A 16,516-nucleotide genomic window follows, 5' to 3' on the forward strand; every position below is an offset into this window, starting at 1 on the left:
GACAGTGGCTCTCATATATGTCCAATATATGAATCAGGCATTTGCCATACCCTATACATATACGTCCTGTGGAACTGCGCCATCTGCGCTACTTCGTCGCTGTGGCCGAGGAGCTGCACTTCACCCGTGCGGCCGCCCGGCTGGGCATCGGCCAGCCGCCGCTGAGCCAGCAGATCCAGCAGCTGGAACAGGAGCTGGGCCTGCCGCTGTTCCGTCGCCTGCCGCGCGGGGTAGCCCTGACCGAAGCGGGGCAGAGCTTCTTCGGCGATGCCCGCGCGATCCTGGCCAATGTGGACCGCGCCAGCGCCCAGGCCCGCCGGGTGGCGCGCGGTGAACAAGGCCGGTTGCGCGTCGGCATGATCAACTCCGCGCCCTTCCATCCCTTTGTCCCCAGAGTGATCCGGGAGTTCGGCCAGCGTTACCCGGAAGTGGCCCTGGCGATCGACGAAAACAGCACGCCGGCCCTGGCCACCGCTGTGCTGGATAACACTGCCGACATCGCCTTCGTGCGTCCGCTGCTGGGCGACTGCGAGGGACTGACCACCGAGCCGCTGTTCGACGAGGAAGTGCTGGTGGCCCTGCCGCAGGGCCACCCGCTGGCCCGCTTCCGCACGCTGTCGCTATGGGCCCTGGCCTCCGAGAACTTCGTACTGTTTCCGCGCCTGGTCGGCTCCGGTCTCTACGACGAGATCATCGCCGCCTGCCAGCGTAGCGGCTTCAGCCCGCGCGTCACGCAGGAGGCGTCGCAGGTGACGTCGATCGTCAACCTGGTGGCGGCGGGCCTGGGCGTATCGCTGGTGCCGGCCTCGATGCAGCAGATCAGCACCGACGGCGTCACCTATCGCGCCATCGCCGGTGACGCGCCGAGCGCACGCATGAGCCTGGTCTACCGCGAGGGCGATGATTCGCCGACGGTGGCGAACATGGTGGCGCTGGCACGGGAGCGGGTGGCGCGGGAGAAAGTCCGGAAGGCGCGGGGCTAGGTTGCTTGTGTAGGAGCCAGCTTGCTGGCAACAAGCTGCGAGTCGCCAGCAAGCTGGCTCCTACAACTCAGGCGCCGTAGCCCGGTTTGCCGGAGGCAAGCCGGGACGCCGTTCATGCGCCCCCAGGCTTCGCTATCAAAGCCGAGCTGCGCGTCGCCCCCCGTTCGCCCTGAGCCTGTCGAAGGGTGAACGTCTCCGCCCTCAGATCAGGCGCTGCTGCCGCATCCACTCCAGCGAAGCCTCCAGCACCGGCTTGAGTTCCTCCTGCGCCGCACCGCGCACATGCCCACCGGGCTGCACCACCAGGTCCACCCGCGCGCCCGACCGGCGCAGCGCGGCCTCCAGCGCCAGGCTGCTGGCGGCGGGAATGAAGTCGTCGCGCTCAGCACGGATCATCAGCACGCGCCGCCCCGGCTTCAACGATGCGGCTGCCTGCTCGATGCTGGGCAGACCAAGCAAGGCGTGCAGCAACCGCGAGCTCATCCAGGCGCCCGCGCGGCCGAGCCAGCCGGCGCTCGGTTCCCAGCGCCGCGCGAACTGGTGCTGGATCATACCCGGCAGGTCGGCAAAGCCGTGCACCAGGATCACTGCGGGAAAGCCGGTGTCGGCCGCGGCCAGCGTCGCAAAGGGAGCACCGGCACTGACGCCGACCAGGGTGATGCGGCTGGAGTCCACGTCCGGCCGCTGTCGCAGCTGCCGGTGCAGCGCCGCCAGGCCCTCGCGGGTTTCGGCGATGCCGCGGCGCGTCTGGGGTACCAGGCGCGGAATTTCGGACACGCGCAGCTTGCGCGGCAGTTCCGCCGGGTAGTCGAAGCCGGCCAGCATCACTGGACGGCCCGCCGTCACCAGGTCCAGTGCACCGGCGCCGCGGCGGTAACCGCCGAGCAGGATCACCGCGGGCAGCTTCTCGATCGTCTGCGTGGGGCGCAGCAGGCGCACCTCCAGTGTGCGCCCGGAGGCCAGCTCCAGCGGCAGGGTTTCTTCGACAGGGGCCGCCGAAGCCAGCGAAGGCAGCAGCAGCGCGAGCGACAGCAGCCAGCGCCGTGCCGCGATCATGGCGGCGTTACCGGCGGCCCGGAATGGGGATTTCCCGCGGGTCATGTCCCTGCGTGCGCAGCCAGTCGCGCAGCGCCAGGCCCGTGGCGGCCGGCCAGTAGGTGGCCTGTGCCGGCGGCACGCGGATGTATTCCGCCAACTCCGCGCCAAGCTTGATCTCGCCGTCGGCCACCACGTGGTAGGCAATGATGATCTGGTTCATGCGCTCGAAGCGGTAGTGGCCGATGAAGCTCGGCGCGCGGCCCTGCAGGCCCAGCTCCTCCTCCACCTCGCGCACCACGGCTTCTTCCGGCGAGGGATCGTTGGCCTCCAGGAAGCCCGTGATCAGCGCGAAGAACTTGCCCGGCCAGGCGACGTTGCGCGCCAGGATCAGGTCGTCGCCATGCTGCACCACCGCCGCCACCACCGGCGTCGGGTTGTTCCAGTGCACGTAGCCGCAGCCGGCACCGCAGCCCATGCGCGGCGTGCCGTCGTGGTCCTGCGGCGCCAGCGGCGCGGAGCACTGCGGGCAGAATCGGAATCCTCGGCTCATGTCTGTCCTTGCTTGATCGCGGCATAGGTGCCGCTGGCTCGCGCCACTTCGCGCTCGCCGATACGGATGATGGTCTGGACCGCGATCCTCGCACGCCCACGCTTCTGCAGCATCTGCAGGAAGCGCGGCCACTCGGCCTCGGACAGGCGGCTCTCGGCACTGAAATCAGCCAGCGCCGGCTCCAGGTAGTCGCATTCGCTGCGCTGGACCATCAGCTTGGCGCCGACGCCCACGGCGTCCAGTTCCTGCTGCACCAGCACCCAGCCGCTGAGGATCGCCAGCGTCGACAGCGCGCCACCGAAGGCGCTGCCATGGTGGTTGGCATTGGCCGCCAGCGGCGCCAGGATCTCCACGCGGCCCGGCTCCTGCACCTGCACGCGCACGTCCATCGCCGCCGTCAGCGGGATGCTGCGGTGGAGATAGGCCGTGATCTCTTCGTTGTTCATGGCCGCGGATGATGCCGCCGCCAGGCCCAGAGGTACAACGCCCCACTGAAGATCACCAGCAGGATGGCGCCCGCCAGCTGCAGGCCCGGCGTCAGCCCGGCCGGGTAGATCAACGGCAGCAGGTAGTGGTCGATGAAGCCGCCGTCGTAACCCTGCTGGCCCGCCAGCTCGCGCAAGTGATTCTCCAGCGGCGTCAGCGGGCAGATGCCGTGCAGGGCCATGATCCCCGCGGCCCAGGCCAGCACCGGCAGGTGCAGCCAGCGCAGCGTCCAGCGCCAGGCCACCGCCAGTGCGCCGAACACCGCGAACAGGATGAAGCAGAAATGGAAGGCGACGACCGCGTCGGCCAGCAGGGCGGGGATCATGCGCGGGCCTTGCGGGCTTTCGGCTTCTTGCCGCCGGGCCTTTCCAGCGCGCCGTCAGCCGCCGCCTTGAGGATGCGCCGGAAGCTGGGGCATTCCATGTGGCTGGGCGCCTTGCAGGCGGCGGCGTGTCGCAGCCCGCGGCTCACCGACTGCAGGCGCCGGATGCGCTGGTCCAGTTCATCGGCCCTGGCGACCAGCGCCGTGCGATCGATGCGCGGGCGCCCGTCCGGCGCGAACATCCGCGTGATCTCCTCCAGCGAGAACCCGGCGATGCGGCCCAGCGACACCAGCGCCAGGCGATCCAGCACGCCGGCGTCGAACACCCGGCGCAGCCCGCGCCGGCCGATCGGGGCAACCAGGCCTTTCTCCTCGTAGTAGCGCAGCGTCGAGGCCGGCACGCCGGAACGTTCCGCCACCTCGGCGATATCGAGTTCGCGCATCGCTTGACCTCAAGTCCACTTGAAGTGGCAGATTGCCGCCATCCGCCCTTGAAGGGCAAGCAAGTCACTGGAGCCCCGCATGACCACCGCCCCTGCACCCGAAGAAGGCCAGGCCGCGCTGTGGAACGGCGTGGCCGGCCAGGCCTGGGTCGATGCGCAGGGCGTGCTCGACCACATGTTCCGACCCCTCGAGCAGCATCTGGCCGATATCGTCGCCGCCTCGCCCGGGCGCGTGCTCGATGTCGGCTGCGGCACCGGCGCCACCACGTGCGCCTTCGCCAGGCAAGGCGCGCCCTGCCTGGGCGTGGATATCTCGGCGCCGATGATCGCCGTCGCCCGCGAGCGGGCTCAGCGCGAAGGATTGGCCGTGGAGTTCGCCTGCGCCGACGCGCAGGCGCATCCCTTCGAGCCCAGCCGTTTCGACTGGATCGTGTCGCGCTTCGGCGTGATGTTCTTCGACGACCCGGTGCAGGCCTTCGCCAAGCTGCATCGTGCCGCCCGCCACGATGGCCGCCTGTGCCTGGTCGCATGGCGTGGCGCCACGGACAATCCCTTCATGACCACGGCGGAGCGCGCGGCGGCGCCCTTGCTGCCACAGCTCCCACCGCGCAGGTCCGGCGCTCCCGGGCAGTTCGCCTTCGCCGAGCCTGGGCCGGTGCTGCGCATCCTGGAGGACAGCGGCTGGCGTGATGTCGACATCCGCCCCCTGGACGTCGCCTGCCGCTTTCCGGAACGCGACCTGCTGCTGTACCTGAGCCGCCTGGGCCCGGTCGGTCGCGTGCTGCAGAAGATGGATGAACCCACCCGCAACAAGGTCATCGCCACCATTCGCGCGGCTTTCGAGCCCTACGTGCATGCAGATACGGTGCGCTTCGATGCAGCCTGCTGGAAAATCTCAGGCCGCGCGGCCTGAGCTTCCGATGCAGAAGCTAGAAATCGATGCAACACCATGATTTATAAGGCGTGCTTTATTTATGAATTTCAGAATGGGCACAGTTCTGGGCACATCCAAGCGGGTTGTCGCCGAAATCACCGCCTCTCATGAGCGAAGCAGCCGCCCATGGGGCCTTCGTTGCAGAGGCCCCAACGCTATTGCGCGGAATCCCCAAAGATTTCCGCGTAGGTCGTAGCACCGTAGAACTCGTCGGTGGCCGGCACAGCATATCCGTGGATAGCGGAGACATAGCCACAAAAGGTTCCGAAGGTGGGATCACGGCCTAGCTGACCAGGAGACAAGGTTTCGGCCTTGTAAAGGACAGCGGCGCTAGGATCGATGAATCCTGTTATTACAAAGCAGTCGGCCACAAGCTCCGAGCAAAAGTACGACCCCTTCGTCGCTGGCCTCGGTGGCGAAAGCCCGTTGAAATAGTCCTCAAGCTGCTCTTTCAGTGTTCGCTGGTGAACTTTTTGTCGCCATGGGAAGGCCACCGCTCCAAATAAGTTGTACTTCGTCCCAGAGGCCGAAATCGACTCTGCAAATGCTCGAAGCACTTCGACGCGACGAGGGGACCACGCATCGGGCTGACGAAACACCGCGATATGGTCGTATCGAGCGGCAAGGTCTGTCGCTTTGGTTAGTACAACGCCCTGCATCACTAGAGCTTCAACTACTAGGTCCTCGCCGACGCATATAGCGGCGTGGGTGTAGTCGCTCTTGGTCACGCCCGTGATTATTGCTCCAGTGGGATCAATTTTCTTGTCCTGAAAGCACAGCAACACATCGCCAGCTTGGATTTCGGCGGCCAACATTTGTAACTCCCAAAATACGGTGCGCTGACGATGAACTGTGGGACTGGCTTCTCATGGTCCCTGATAAGGGCGAGGATCGGAAGCTCCTCGATGCCTTGGAAATGAAACTGAAAATAGCTTGGGTAACTGCATCCTCTCGCGCCGCCCAGCCAGCAGTTTGATGTTTAAATCGAACTGGTGACGCCAAGCGTTCACTTGGCGGTTTGACCGCCACCATTGGATTCCGGCCCCCATCAGGCTCCAAAGAAAGGATACGCTGGTGTAGTCGCAGTCCTCGGCCAAGAAGACGCTTCCCATAAGCAGAAGAGCCTTGTCCGTCATAATGAGCAAGATAAGCGATCCCAGGAAAATGCCCATGCCCAACCACAGGGCCTCCAAGTTGGGATCGCCCGGAATCCCCATCTGATGGTTGGTTAGAGCCTCCGCTTCATAGTCGCGCTCGGAGTCAACGTCGAAACTGATCTGCCGCATGCGTCCCCCTGTCTGCCTAATCTCTCTCGCATCGGATTGGCGCCGCCCTGATTTTGGGAGCCCGCCTCCAACGAGGCAGAACAGTAGAACACTTCACTCTGTCGCTAGCCAATCACGAGCAGCACCCGCCAGGTGCAGCGGTGCGGAATCTTCCGCTGGCTAGTAGAGCATCTATCCAAAGTAGTCCGAGGCTCGGGGAGGCGGCACCGCGAGTCATCGTTCAAATACAACAACTACGCCCTGCGCCTTCGCAACCTGCTGGGAGTAACCACCAAAGGCAGGCATTACGCCAGCCTCGTTCGCGCTGCCAAGAATGATCCCGTCTCCACCCTGAAGGCAGGCACACCGCTGCAGCTCCTCGATGGCGTCCGGGGTGTTGTCTGAGATCATCCCGCCGCCAGGGGCCTTTGCCATGCAGATGCCCAGCTCTGTGTATCGGATGCCCTCGGGCGGGCGCAATAGCACCTTGGCGCCACAGTTTTTGGGCTTGGCGGGATACTGCGCCTGGGTCACGCCCGTCGCGACGAAGCGGTGGCCGGTACAACCGCCCACCAGCATGAGTATTGCTAGTCCGCACGCTTTAGCTGCTTGCTTCATCTTTCCCTCTCGGTGTCTGCTCTTGTCCTGATGCAACGTGTGAATCACGGCAACGACTGGTAGCCGTGAGAATTCGCGCTACGCTGTGTCTCCACCAACCCAGAAACTCCTCGAACGTCTCATCGTCCGCGTAGTCCTCACGGCGCGGCGCCTGCGGCAACCGAGTGCCGGGCACCCGCTGATCCGTAGTGGAGTTGGACGCCGGCTCTGCCTTCGTGCTGCCGGCCGGGGACTTACTCACGCTCTTTCCATGCGTGGGCGAAGATTCCAATGGAGGCGATCAGCAAGAGCCAGGTCCACGGCCTGGAGGTGAGCCACCGCCGGCCGCCATCCGTGTCGCTGAACCACACCTTCTTGATGTTCTCGCTGTAGATCGCCACCGCGCAGTTGTTGGCTGCTGGCGAGTCGTTGTAGCCGTTGATGAGGCGCCAGCAATCTGAGCGAGCCTCGATTTCAAACTCCGCGGAGCTAGGCACCCGAGACAGGGCCAGGCGGTACTGGATCGAGGGATGGCTCAGCACGGCGAAGACCAGAAGCGCCCATCCGGCGATCAGTTGCATGCCCTGCTTGGGCCTTCCTTCCTTTCCGGTGGTGTGCCAGATGACGACGGTGACCCCGATGTTCGGGATTAGGAAGAGAAGGATTTCACCGACTGAGTAGGGACCAAGGAGCATGGGGACCGTCGTCCGATATAAGACATAAAAGGTCTATTATCACCAGATTATGTCCTTTGACATAAGCTGTCTAGAGACGACTCTTTGGTCCTACTCCTGGGACCAGTCGGATGTCAAAGCAAAAGCGTCAGAACGAAGCCCTGGCCGTGCGCGTCGGCAGCCGCGTTAAAGAGCTACGACGGCAGCGGGGAATCACCCAGCTCGCCTTGGCCGAAGCTATCGGCGTAGAGCCGGAGACCGTAAGCCGGCTTGAGCGCGGAACAGCGCTCCCCTCCTTGGAAAAGCTGGAGAACGTGTCAGACGCACTCGGGGTTTCCCTGGCGGAGCTGGTGGGGCATAGCTCGTCGCTTCCAAAGGACCAGGCGACCGTCATCACCGAGATGCTGGTGAAGCTGTCTCCCAAGGATCGGGATTTCATCGTGGAGCTGGTGAAGATGCAGTGCGGGTTCCTGCGGAGCAGGTAAGCGGCGCCTATCTAGACGAAGTAATTCGCCAGGCCCCTGTAGTAAACGGCGGCAGCCAGCTCGGCCTTTTCCTGCAGTCGAAAGTAGGTTTCCCACCGCATCCACCGGGGTTTCGGTGGAAAGGGCTCAGCGAGGCTCCGGCTTCCCCCGAGCCGTGCTCGCACCTTCTGCACGCGCCTCAGCGCACGATAGGTCGCGTTCTCTCTGGTGCTGGGATACGCCAGGCGCAGGCAGCGCCGGCACCTGAAGCTGTCCCCCAGATAAAGCTTGGCCGTACGGCGCCTGCACCAGAAGCTCGGGCAGATGAACCACGGACGATGACCGCCAAGATGGCAAGCCGTGCGGTCCAAATCGATAACCTGTTGAACGGCGCGTGACTTGTCACCGGGGATTGAATCCACCTTGACGTGGTCGGTGGTGGCGGAGATCAACATGGAGACCTTGGGCGTACCCGACCATGACCATGTGGAAAGCACCCCCGGCACCAGCCAGCCACCCTTGCTGAGCACGCGCACGTCGAGGCACCGCACCTCGTTGATGATGCCGCGTGGTTGGCCTCTGGCAACCGAAATCATTTGGCTAGCCTGACCTTCAAGGCACGTGGGTGGAGGAGGACGTGCAATGCGTGCGGGCATCTGTCACAAGTGTCATAGCGTCATCAGGAGTGGCTTGAGGGGTGACCGATGACGCTTGTGACGCTTGTGACGCTTGTCCGGCCATCATGCACGGGGCTGGGGCTTCTTGGCGAAGCCAGATCAGGCGCTGCTGACTGGTACGGCCGTAGTCGAAGGTGATGCCTACGTGGCGTAGCGAGGGTCCCAGGCGCCGCAGGGCATTGGTGAGGCCTTTCGGCGACTGCGGCCAGCCCGGCAGGCTGCGCTCATCCACGCCGGCCTGTCCCTCCAGCAGGCGGAGCAATTCCAGCGTGCTGCCTTCCCAGTATCCGCGTGAGCCTATGAACCGGCGGATGGCGCGGGCCAGCGCGGAGGTTCCCAGGCCGTCCTCGATGGCGCGGGCGTTCTTGGTCATGTAGGCGTCCATGAAGGTGTCGGCTGAGTACCCTAGGGCCGGCATTCCGGCGGAGGCCCATACCGCGAAGTCGGCCATCCGCGGCAGGTTGTGTGGCTTGATCGTCTCCTTGTCGCGGATGGCGTGTGCCAGGCCGTCCAGAAGGGCGGCGAAGATGGATGGGCCAGAGGCGCGGAATTCCTCCATGACCGCAGCTTCGGTGCGCCGCTCGTGGGCGGGGATGACGGGTAGTTCGATCTGGATGCACCGTTCGGCCAAGTCCGGGCGCCCCGCCAGTTCGTCGATGCCGTTCAGGATGAGCGGCCTCTGAAGCTCGATCAGGTTCTCGTCGTTGTCAGTGTAGAGCTTGCGCGAGGACATACCGCCGCCGTTGGCAAGCCGGCACAGCGCATCCGAGAGGTCCGGGTCTACCTTGGATAGGTTGTCCAGGGCGACCACCCAGCTCGACTGCGCGGCCACGAGCAGGTCGCGCTCATCTTTCACTGCGCCGCGCAGCGGTACTGCAGACGGATCAACCAAGGACTTCAGGATGCGCGCCGCGGTGCTCTTGGCGCTGCCTTGCTCGCCCACCAGCAGGAGGATGGGGTAAGGGCCTTTGGGGCGCAGCGCCGCGAGCAGCCAGGCGAGGACCAGGGGACGGTCTGGCTCCGCGACATTTAGGACGCGCCATAGCGAGGCGACGTTTGGCGCGACCGGCACGGGCAGGGCAGAGGGTTTTCCGCTGCGCCGGAAGTGAACCGGCGCCTGAGACACGACCTGCCAGCCATCTCGCGTTACCACCACGGCTCTATGGGACTGATCGCCGAGGTCGATGACGATGCCCTGGCTCACCTCGCCAACACGCAGGAATACCGGCTCCTGCGGCCCGTCGAACTTGGCGGTGGCTGCCAGGGTGGTAACCGCGTCGGTCACGGCGTTGCGGTTCGCCCCCCTCTTGGTTAGCTTGTAGTAGTCGCGCCCCAGAAGCTCACGATAGGCCGCGCTCGTGATACTCACCGCCAGCCTGCCGTCTCCGGCGGGTAGGGCAGCATAGGGGTCGCCGCCCAGGTCGTGAAATAGATGATGCTGTCGTCCGATCTCTGTTAGCACCGTGGCCTGCGGGCGCGGCATCCCTTCCTCGGTGGTGGTCGCCGGGGTGCTGCTCACCTGCGCCGGTTGTTGCTGGTCTACAGGGGTCACTTGTAGGCCCCCCAGTTCGACTCCCACACCCCACACCATTGGTTCGCCGCCGTGCGCGGCCACACGGCAATGCCGCCGGCGGTGGCCCGCGGTGGATACGCGCGGCACTGCCCCTGCTCCCAGAATGCGCAGGTATGGCATTCCGCCGCGTACAGGCCCGCCTCGATGGTGCTTAGCGAATCGGCGCTCTCGGTCTTCGCCGCGATGCGGTCTGACAGCTTGCGGAAATTTGGCGCGCGTGCGTCAGGGTGGTGGCGGCGAGCGCCTGGCTCGTTTCGCGGAGCTGGCGGCGGCATTGATGATGGCGACATCACGGCACACCGGCACGGCTCTGCTTGACCAGGCGGCAGAGATACTCGTCTACCTCATGCTGCAGCCACCCGACGGCACCGCCGGTCAGGCGGATGGGCTTCGGGAAGCTTGAATCGTAACGCTTGGACTTCGGGTTGATCTTGTCGTAGATGGTGCTGCGGGAGAGCCGCAGGCGCGCCTCCAGATCACGGCGACGCAGGATTTTTAGCTCGGGGTGATGAGATTCAGGCATTGTCGGCTCCTTGTGGAATGGCCGACACCCAATCTATACATCGACTATAGCCGCCTCCACATCTCAGCCGGCAGAATGCTCACTCTGCCGGCAGGGTTCCATTTTTGGCTGCAGCATCCCATTCGCGAACCCAGTCCTCGATCTTCTTCTGGCTTTTAAGGTGCTGGCACTTTTCCAGCATGTCTCGGGCAAATTCTGCTTTGCTCTTGTATCTAGACGGATTGGCACGCCAATCGCGATAGCACTCAAACACAAACTTCTTGTCCGCAGCCTTGGGGTCTTTCTGGTGGCGCACTACGGCCGCCTCGTAAGCCATCTTGCGCCGCACCTTCTGAAACTGAGGGCTACCGTTCAACTCGGCCTGCGCATCTGCCAATGCGTTGACTGCCGAGACAACCGACGCAACGGCACCACGGCCATCAATGCCCATGCCGGTAATTGCATTATCGATCTCTCGTAAACACGCGAACAGAAGGTGTTCTCCACGGCGTTCATCGATCACATCGGCGAGGCCTGCCTCTCTGAACTGGTCCAGAATTTGAGCTACGTAGGCGAGGATTTCCGCCTCCGTCCGGTAGGTCAAGGACAGGGACTTCGAGCAGAGGGCGATTCCAGCCTTGTCTATAATTCGACCGTCCGCCGCCATTTCGACAACAAGCTTCTCCCACATCGATATGCTGCGCTTAAACTCCTCATATCGTGTGAGGAAATCCTGCCGATCCTTAACCTCCAACAATCGGTAGGCTTCGTGCCCGATCCGCCATAGCGCATCGGCATCTGAGTTTTCGGGGTTCCGATAAATAGGACGCCCGGCCTCGTTCAGCAGGTATCTGTTTGATGCATCCGAGTAGGTCTGAAACGGAGAGAAGCCCATGAACGGCGCCTTCTCCACCGCCACCTCGATTGCGCGCATCAGATGTTCCGCTGTCGCAACCTTCTTGGACGGTAGCTTTTGACGAGCCTTCTTCTTCATACCAACGCCCTGTTAGCTGTTGAGGTCTCCCAACGGTGGGAGTGCCTTCACAATCTTCATCGTCTCCAAACTTATCGTGACCACGCGCAGCAGTAATTCCAGCGGATAGCGCGGGTTCTCCATTGTTTCGGCTGCCCAGTCATTGGCGTCCCGAATAATTCCAGTGTCAGGCTCGGGCTTAACACACTGTCGCTCGATGACCCAATCAAGTGCGGACTTTCCGTTGACCACGTACTCCTGAGCCTCGGGCGGAATGCCGGTGATGGTGATGCGGCTGTTGTAATGAATTGTCGTAAGGTCTTTGTCTTTTCCTCTCTTCCCATACCTTATCTTCTCAACCCGGAAGTCCGTGTCAGTCAATGGCTTGCCACCATGCTCGATCTTTGCCCCGGGGTACATCGGCGCAGTTTCATAGTTGAGATGCAGGTCAGCTAACAACCTACCCGCGTCGGCGATTGTCCGGAAGTCCCTAGACGCTTTCACGCGGGGAATGCGCGGGAGTTCCTTGCCAAGGTTGTCTGCGTAGCGCCCGCGATAGTCTGGTGAATGCAATAGGCCGTAGACATAGTAGAAAACGTCTTCTTTGCTAATTGCCTCTCCTGAATATGCGGCCGTGAAGTGCTGAAGCCCTTCATCAGTTATCGCATCGCGGCGCTTACGTGAACGGGGCGGCGGCTTGGAGGCAAAGAGGGCCTGTTGAACGGCAACATCATCAGCAGCCTCTCCTTGTTCATCATCGTACAGATACAGTGGAAAGTTCTGTGCGCCACCATCAATCTGCAGCTCCGGTGGGCAATTCACCATCAGGGCTAGCTGTCCCTCTCCCGACCAACGCTGCTTAACCATAATGGCTCTATTGTCTACAGCCGCATCAGGGAATATTCGCGGCATCTGATATACCCTTTCGTTAAAGCGGCGGTTGTAGTAAAGCCACTGCTTACAGAATGGACGGTAGAGGCTCTTGGTGAGACAAGACGAGTCGAATTCGTAGCGTCGATTTCTTACGAGGTCTTCTTTTAGATTAACGGTCCAGCTGATCTGGGTTGGGTCTGTGTTTATGAAGCCATTCAACTTCTCGTCACGCTCCTTCTTGGGCAGCGAGCCATACGCGTGGTCAAATCTCTCTGCCTCCGAATTAAAGAAGGCAATCATGCGTGTGAGGTTGGTAGCAACCGCCTGCTTGGAGGGGTTATAGCACCACGCATCCCGACCTGACGCGATTCCCAGCGAGAAGTTTTCAAAAATCGCGGGGCCATCACCTTTCTTATCCCCCAGCGCAATGAAGCTGCCAAAACTGTTATCGCGTTGCTTCAGCCAGTCACCATGGATGTCCGGCGTTACCGTTCGCCATCCTTTTACAGCGGCAATTCCTGCAATGCTGGAGTACGTCCGAATTTTCTCCAGCTTTTCTTCGCGACTAAGGTAGTCTCCAATGTCATGAAAGAAAATCTGCCCCCGCTGTGACGCAGCCGGGTTTTTAACTAGCAGAGAAATCGCGATGGGCGCGCGACTACCTCCCCCGAAAATCTTACCTCCCTCTCTCCTAGATACCTCTCCGGACGTACGTTGGTTTCCCCGCAAGTGGAATACGTAAATCGAACTGAACTCCTCTGCCAGACATTGCCGCATGCCATCCTGAGCATTGGCATCTAAGAAGCCAGCGTTTGTTACGAAGCCTATGACGCCGCTTTCACCGATGCGGTCGCTTGCCCAGCGAATCGCGCGAATATAGCTGTCGTATAGATTTCGAACTGAAGTCATCTGCGAACGCGCGGCATACGTAACTTCGATTCGTTGATCTAGCCCTGGGTATGCGACATTTTGATTGTTCGCGTTTGCGTCTCCTTGCCCTACAGAATAAGGAGGATTTCCAAGGATTACGCGGATGTCTAGCTTCTTCTGCCGCTTTCGGCGCTTGCTGTTATCGACCAATAGAGCGTCTACGAGGTCTTCCTTTTCGTACATTTGGAAGGTATCGGTAAGGCATATACCTTCGAACGGCTGGTAATCACCGCCTACAATTCCATGGTAGACCGCTTCGATGTTAATGGCGGCGATGTAGTACGCCAGAAGAACTATTTCGTTCGCGTGGATTTCATGCTTGTACTTGTGCGGAAGCTCCTTTGGTTGGACCAGTCCGCTTTGAAGTAGTCGTGTGATGAAAGTACCCGTTCCCGTGAACGGATCAAGAATGTGGACATCCTTGCTGCCAAGAGTTTGCCCAAACTCCGATTTAAGAATGTGCGCCACGCTGTGGATGATGAAGTCCACTACCTCGACGGGGGTATACACAATGCCCAGCCGATCTGTCATGCGAGGAAAGGCATTACGGAAGAACTTATCGTACAGTTCGACGACGATTTTTTGCTTGCCTTCTGCGTTGTCGATGCCTTCTGCGCGCAACTTCACGCTGTCGTAGAAAGACTGCAGCGTATCCGCTTCTTTTTCCAAACGATGTTCCTGCAAGGCATCCAACACGCCTTGCATGGCCTGACTCATCGGGTTATTGCTAGCGAAGCTGTAGCCTTCAAACAGTGCGTCAAACACGGGTTTGGTTATTAAATGCTGCGCCAGCATCTCTATGATCTCAGCATCGCTGATACTGTCGTTTAGATCGTCGCGTAGCTCTGTAGAAAACTTTTCAAACGCCTCTTTCTCTCGTGAATTCGCGGGGTCTTCTAGCAGTGCGGTAATACGGTCGATATGTGTCCGAGCGATCTTGGCAATGTCGTTGGCCCAATCCTCCCAGTGGTGGCGATTGCCAACCTTGTCGACAAGCTTGGCGTATATAGCTCGCTCGATCTCGCCGATCTCGAACTGCAACTCTCCTTGGCTTTCTTTTCCAGGTGAGCGAGGGAGTTCCGCACCAATGCCGAACTGGTTGCGTCCTGCATCTTTATCTTTGGTACCACTAGTCTTGGATTGCTTCTTCTGAATCTTGTCAGTGATGGCGACGACTTCCATCTTCTGGACGTTAGGGCCAACCAACTCCATCTTGTTGACCATGGCATCAAAGCGATCATCGTGTGAGCGCAGAGCCTGGAGAACCTGCCAAACCACTCTATAGGTCTTGTTGTCGTTCAGCGCTTCATGAGGCTCCATTCCTGCGGGGATCACCACCGGCAGTACGACGTAGCCGCGCTTCTTACCGGGAGCGTTGCGCATTACGCGGCCCACTGACTGGACCACATCTACCTGAGAGTTGCGCGGGGAAAGAAACAGGACGGCGTCTAACGCTGGCACGTCCACTCCTTCGGAGAGGCAGCGTACGTTGCTAAGAATGCGGCACGTGTCCGCTGGTGGACTCTCTTTGAGCCATGCGAGCTTGGCTTCCTTCTCGCTGGCATTCATCCCGCCGTCAACATGCGCAGCCTCACACGCCAGCGTTGCCATCTCTTCGTCCTCGGCAGTGCGCTGGTATTCCTCTACGACCGCCTGGAACATGCTCGCGATGTTCTTGGAACTAACCTTATGCGTCTTCGCGCCCTTCTGTACCTCGATAACCTGACAGAAAGCGACCGCACGGTGCATTGGCGTGCCGTCGTCGGTGAGGCGTTCGGTTAATCCTTGCTTGGCAAGTGCCTTCCAGCAGCCAACGATCTTTGCAGCATCATCTACCTTGAGCTGGTTGTTGTCGTCTTTAAGAAGGTTCTGCAGGCGCCGATTAACGTGTGTCTCTTCCACGGACAACACGATGACCTTGTAATCCACAAGCAAACCGCGCCTGACTGCCTCGGAGAAGGTGATTACGTACAGTTCCTTTCCGTATAGCGCCTCATCATCCATGGAACACAGCGCCACACTATCTCTTTCAGCGCTGGCTTTTGCCGTATCACCGTAGATGCGTGGCGTGGCTGTCATGTACAGCCGTTTGGCGGCACGGATCACGGCTGCATCGTGGACTTTGACAAAATTGCTCTCGTCTTCGCTTTCGAAGGTGGCGCCGGTGGTTCTATGCGCCTCATCGCAGACGATGAGATCAAAGCTCGCCAACCCTAGCTTCTGAGCAGCGCTAATGACATCGATACTGTGGTATGTGCTGAACACCACGCTCATGTGCTGCGCGTCGTGCCGTTTAGCTACAGCGTCCGCTAGGCGCCTAGCGTCCGTAGTTGCCGGATACTGCAGCTCGTGGCTGAGCATCTGGAAATCGTCGTCACCGGATTTTCGCTTTTTGCCAACGTCGCTATCCGAGCACACCGCGAAGCTATGCAGTGGGGTAGTGCTCTCTTGCGTCCACTCTGTCAGCGACTGTGAGAGCAAAGCAAGGCTCGGCACCAGGAAAAGCACACGCTTGCCAGGCCCTGCAAGTTGTTCAGCAACTTTGAGGCTAGTGAAGGTTTTGCCGGTGCCACAGGCCATGATTAGCTTGCCGCGATCCGCCTTGGCTAAGCCACCGAGGACATCTGCAACGGCGTTTTGCTGATGTGGCCGCAACGCCTTCTTCGGCTTTAGCACCGGAGCTGCGTGCTGCTGGTAGCGGGACCAGTCGATTTGGCTATTCTCTAGATCGAGCAACGTCACCAGACTGACTGGCGGCTGCTGATCTTGCACGGCGTTGCGCAAATGGCCGCTACTCTTTGTCGCAGTCAGGAATATCAGTCGATATGAATACAGCTTCTTGCTGGAGGCGGTGAAGAAGGTCGCGAAGTCATCCAACCTCAGGACTGCGTCGTCATCGTAGAATTTTGCTTGTACGGCGTGCAGTTCGCCCGAGCTGGTTTCAGCAACGAGGTCGATTCCGGCATCCGCACCTACGTCGCCCAGCCCGCGCTTTGCTGCCTGAGCACGCCATTCTTCCCAGAGCCAAACGCGGCCGCCGTACAAGTCCGCATAGAAGGGTTCGTTGATGAGATACGCCTTCACCAGCCGCTCGAAGTAGTTTCCCTTCTCACGTTCGGAAGCAGCGCTATGCCGGAATGAGTCCAGCAGTGTGTTCAACGGAGTCACAGGTTCCCCTTATCAGTACCAATCACCTGCATTGAGCAGGCTTTAGCTATTCGTGCTTTACGGT

17 protein-coding genes are annotated in these 16,516 nt (G+C 60.9%); 3 read left to right on the top strand and 14 right to left on the bottom strand.

Features of this window, described 5'->3' with window-relative positions:
• Nucleotides 1-68 precede the first annotated feature (68 nt).
• A complete protein-coding gene (locus QT386_RS19500; RefSeq protein WP_289275426.1) occupies nt 69-983 on the top strand; it encodes a LysR family transcriptional regulator in 915 nt (304 codons plus the stop codon).
• A 201-nt stretch (nt 984-1,184) separates the two neighbouring features.
• On the opposite strand, the gene QT386_RS19505 is transcribed toward QT386_RS19500, so the two are convergent.
• Genes QT386_RS19505 through QT386_RS19525 form a run of 5 tightly spaced genes read right to left on the bottom strand, consistent with a single transcriptional unit; the run spans nt 1,185 to nt 3,822 of the window.
• Entirely contained in the window at nt 1,185-2,039 is an 855-nt protein-coding gene (locus tag QT386_RS19505) for a prolyl oligopeptidase family serine peptidase (RefSeq protein WP_289275427.1), read from the bottom strand.
• A 7-nt stretch (nt 2,040-2,046) separates the two neighbouring features.
• Nucleotides 2,047-2,571, bottom strand: a complete 525-nt coding sequence (locus QT386_RS19510) for an NUDIX domain-containing protein (protein ID WP_289275428.1) — start codon at nt 2,569-2,571, stop codon at nt 2,047-2,049.
• Nucleotides 2,568-3,017, bottom strand: a complete 450-nt coding sequence (locus QT386_RS19515; RefSeq protein WP_289275429.1) for a YiiD C-terminal domain-containing protein — start codon at nt 3,015-3,017, stop codon at nt 2,568-2,570. Before QT386_RS19515 ends, QT386_RS19510 begins: the two co-directional genes overlap by 4 nt.
• Entirely contained in the window at nt 3,014-3,382 is a 369-nt protein-coding gene (locus QT386_RS19520; RefSeq protein ID WP_289275430.1) for a DUF2784 domain-containing protein, read from the bottom strand. Before QT386_RS19520 ends, QT386_RS19515 begins: the two co-directional genes overlap by 4 nt.
• Nucleotides 3,379-3,822 carry a helix-turn-helix domain-containing protein gene (locus QT386_RS19525; protein ID WP_289275431.1) on the bottom strand — a complete coding sequence of 148 codons (444 nt, stop codon included), beginning with the start codon at nt 3,820-3,822 and terminating at the stop codon, nt 3,379-3,381. Before QT386_RS19525 ends, QT386_RS19520 begins: the two co-directional genes overlap by 4 nt.
• Nucleotides 3,823-3,901: 79 nt before the next feature.
• Between QT386_RS19525 and QT386_RS19530 the strand changes: the two genes are divergently transcribed.
• A complete protein-coding gene (locus tag QT386_RS19530) occupies nt 3,902-4,735 on the top strand; it encodes a class I SAM-dependent methyltransferase (protein WP_289275432.1) in 834 nt (277 codons plus the stop codon).
• Between the two features lie 176 nt (nt 4,736-4,911).
• On the opposite strand, the gene QT386_RS19535 is transcribed toward QT386_RS19530, so the two are convergent.
• From QT386_RS19535 to QT386_RS19550, 4 genes are all read right to left on the bottom strand, one after another.
• Nucleotides 4,912-5,571 (bottom strand): YiiX/YebB-like N1pC/P60 family cysteine hydrolase, encoded by a 660-nt coding sequence (locus tag QT386_RS19535; protein WP_289275433.1) that lies wholly within the window; start codon nt 5,569-5,571, stop codon nt 4,912-4,914.
• A 51-nt stretch (nt 5,572-5,622) separates the two neighbouring features.
• Nucleotides 5,623-6,042 (bottom strand): hypothetical protein, encoded by a 420-nt coding sequence (locus QT386_RS19540; protein WP_289275434.1) that lies wholly within the window; start codon nt 6,040-6,042, stop codon nt 5,623-5,625.
• Between the two features lie 213 nt (nt 6,043-6,255).
• Entirely contained in the window at nt 6,256-6,639 is a 384-nt protein-coding gene (locus QT386_RS19545) for a hypothetical protein (RefSeq protein WP_289275435.1), read from the bottom strand.
• Nucleotides 6,640-6,872: 233 nt separating this feature from the next.
• Nucleotides 6,873-7,313 (bottom strand): hypothetical protein, encoded by a 441-nt coding sequence (locus QT386_RS19550; RefSeq protein WP_289275436.1) that lies wholly within the window; start codon nt 7,311-7,313, stop codon nt 6,873-6,875.
• A gap of 110 nt (nt 7,314-7,423) precedes the next feature.
• Between QT386_RS19550 and QT386_RS19555 the strand changes: the two genes are divergently transcribed.
• On the top strand, nt 7,424-7,777 hold the full coding sequence (locus tag QT386_RS19555; protein ID WP_289275437.1) for a helix-turn-helix domain-containing protein: 354 nt from the start codon (nt 7,424-7,426) through the stop codon (nt 7,775-7,777).
• Nucleotides 7,778-7,788: 11 nt separating this feature from the next.
• Here QT386_RS19555 and QT386_RS19560 read toward each other — a convergent pair whose 3' ends face one another.
• The 5 genes from QT386_RS19560 to QT386_RS19580 form a co-directional block, all read right to left on the bottom strand.
• A complete protein-coding gene (locus tag QT386_RS19560) occupies nt 7,789-8,352 on the bottom strand; it encodes a hypothetical protein (RefSeq protein WP_289275438.1) in 564 nt (187 codons plus the stop codon).
• A gap of 16 nt (nt 8,353-8,368) precedes the next feature.
• Nucleotides 8,369-9,985 (bottom strand): hypothetical protein, encoded by a 1,617-nt coding sequence (locus QT386_RS19565; RefSeq protein ID WP_289275439.1) that lies wholly within the window; start codon nt 9,983-9,985, stop codon nt 8,369-8,371.
• Between the two features lie 310 nt (nt 9,986-10,295).
• A complete protein-coding gene (locus tag QT386_RS19570) occupies nt 10,296-10,529 on the bottom strand; it encodes an AlpA family transcriptional regulator (RefSeq protein ID WP_289275440.1) in 234 nt (77 codons plus the stop codon).
• 79 nt (nt 10,530-10,608) lie between these two features.
• Nucleotides 10,609-11,502: a hypothetical protein gene (locus tag QT386_RS19575; RefSeq protein ID WP_289275441.1), complete on the bottom strand. Its 894-nt coding sequence runs from the start codon at nt 11,500-11,502 to the stop codon at nt 10,609-10,611.
• 12 nt (nt 11,503-11,514) lie between these two features.
• Nucleotides 11,515-16,452 carry a DEAD/DEAH box helicase gene (locus QT386_RS19580; RefSeq protein ID WP_367401468.1) on the bottom strand — a complete coding sequence of 1,646 codons (4,938 nt, stop codon included), beginning with the start codon at nt 16,450-16,452 and terminating at the stop codon, nt 11,515-11,517.
• Between the last annotated feature and the right edge of the window lie 64 nt (nt 16,453-16,516).

This window comes from Solimonas sp. SE-A11 (genome assembly GCF_030345715.1).
In the GTDB taxonomy this organism is placed as follows: Bacteria; Pseudomonadota; Gammaproteobacteria; order Nevskiales; family Nevskiaceae; genus Solimonas_A.

Excerpts from the sequence above, each read along its gene's own strand:
- QT386_RS19535 (WP_289275433.1), bottom strand. The coding sequence starts at position 5,571 with ATGTTGGCCGCCGAAATCCAAGCTGGCGATGTGTTGCTGTGCTTTCAG.
- QT386_RS19575 (WP_289275441.1), bottom strand. The coding sequence starts at position 11,502 with ATGAAGAAGAAGGCTCGTCAAAAGCTACCGTCCAAGAAGGTTGCGACA.
- QT386_RS19510 (WP_289275428.1), bottom strand. The coding sequence starts at position 2,571 with ATGAGCCGAGGATTCCGATTCTGCCCGCAGTGCTCCGCGCCGCTGGCG.
- QT386_RS19520 (WP_289275430.1), bottom strand. The coding sequence starts at position 3,382 with ATGATCCCCGCCCTGCTGGCCGACGCGGTCGTCGCCTTCCATTTCTGC.
- QT386_RS19570 (WP_289275440.1), bottom strand. The coding sequence starts at position 10,529 with ATGCCTGAATCTCATCACCCCGAGCTAAAAATCCTGCGTCGCCGTGAT.
- QT386_RS19550 (WP_289275436.1), bottom strand. The coding sequence starts at position 7,313 with ATGCTCCTTGGTCCCTACTCAGTCGGTGAAATCCTTCTCTTCCTAATC.
- QT386_RS19540 (WP_289275434.1), bottom strand. The coding sequence starts at position 6,042 with ATGCGGCAGATCAGTTTCGACGTTGACTCCGAGCGCGACTATGAAGCG.
- QT386_RS19530 (WP_289275432.1), top strand. The coding sequence starts at position 3,902 with ATGACCACCGCCCCTGCACCCGAAGAAGGCCAGGCCGCGCTGTGGAAC.
- QT386_RS19555 (WP_289275437.1), top strand. The coding sequence starts at position 7,424 with ATGTCAAAGCAAAAGCGTCAGAACGAAGCCCTGGCCGTGCGCGTCGGC.
- QT386_RS19545 (WP_289275435.1), bottom strand. The coding sequence starts at position 6,639 with ATGAAGCAAGCAGCTAAAGCGTGCGGACTAGCAATACTCATGCTGGTG.
- QT386_RS19515 (WP_289275429.1), bottom strand. The coding sequence starts at position 3,017 with ATGAACAACGAAGAGATCACGGCCTATCTCCACCGCAGCATCCCGCTG.
- QT386_RS19505 (WP_289275427.1), bottom strand. The coding sequence starts at position 2,039 with ATGATCGCGGCACGGCGCTGGCTGCTGTCGCTCGCGCTGCTGCTGCCT.
- QT386_RS19560 (WP_289275438.1), bottom strand. The coding sequence starts at position 8,352 with ATGATTTCGGTTGCCAGAGGCCAACCACGCGGCATCATCAACGAGGTG.
- QT386_RS19525 (WP_289275431.1), bottom strand. The coding sequence starts at position 3,822 with ATGCGCGAACTCGATATCGCCGAGGTGGCGGAACGTTCCGGCGTGCCG.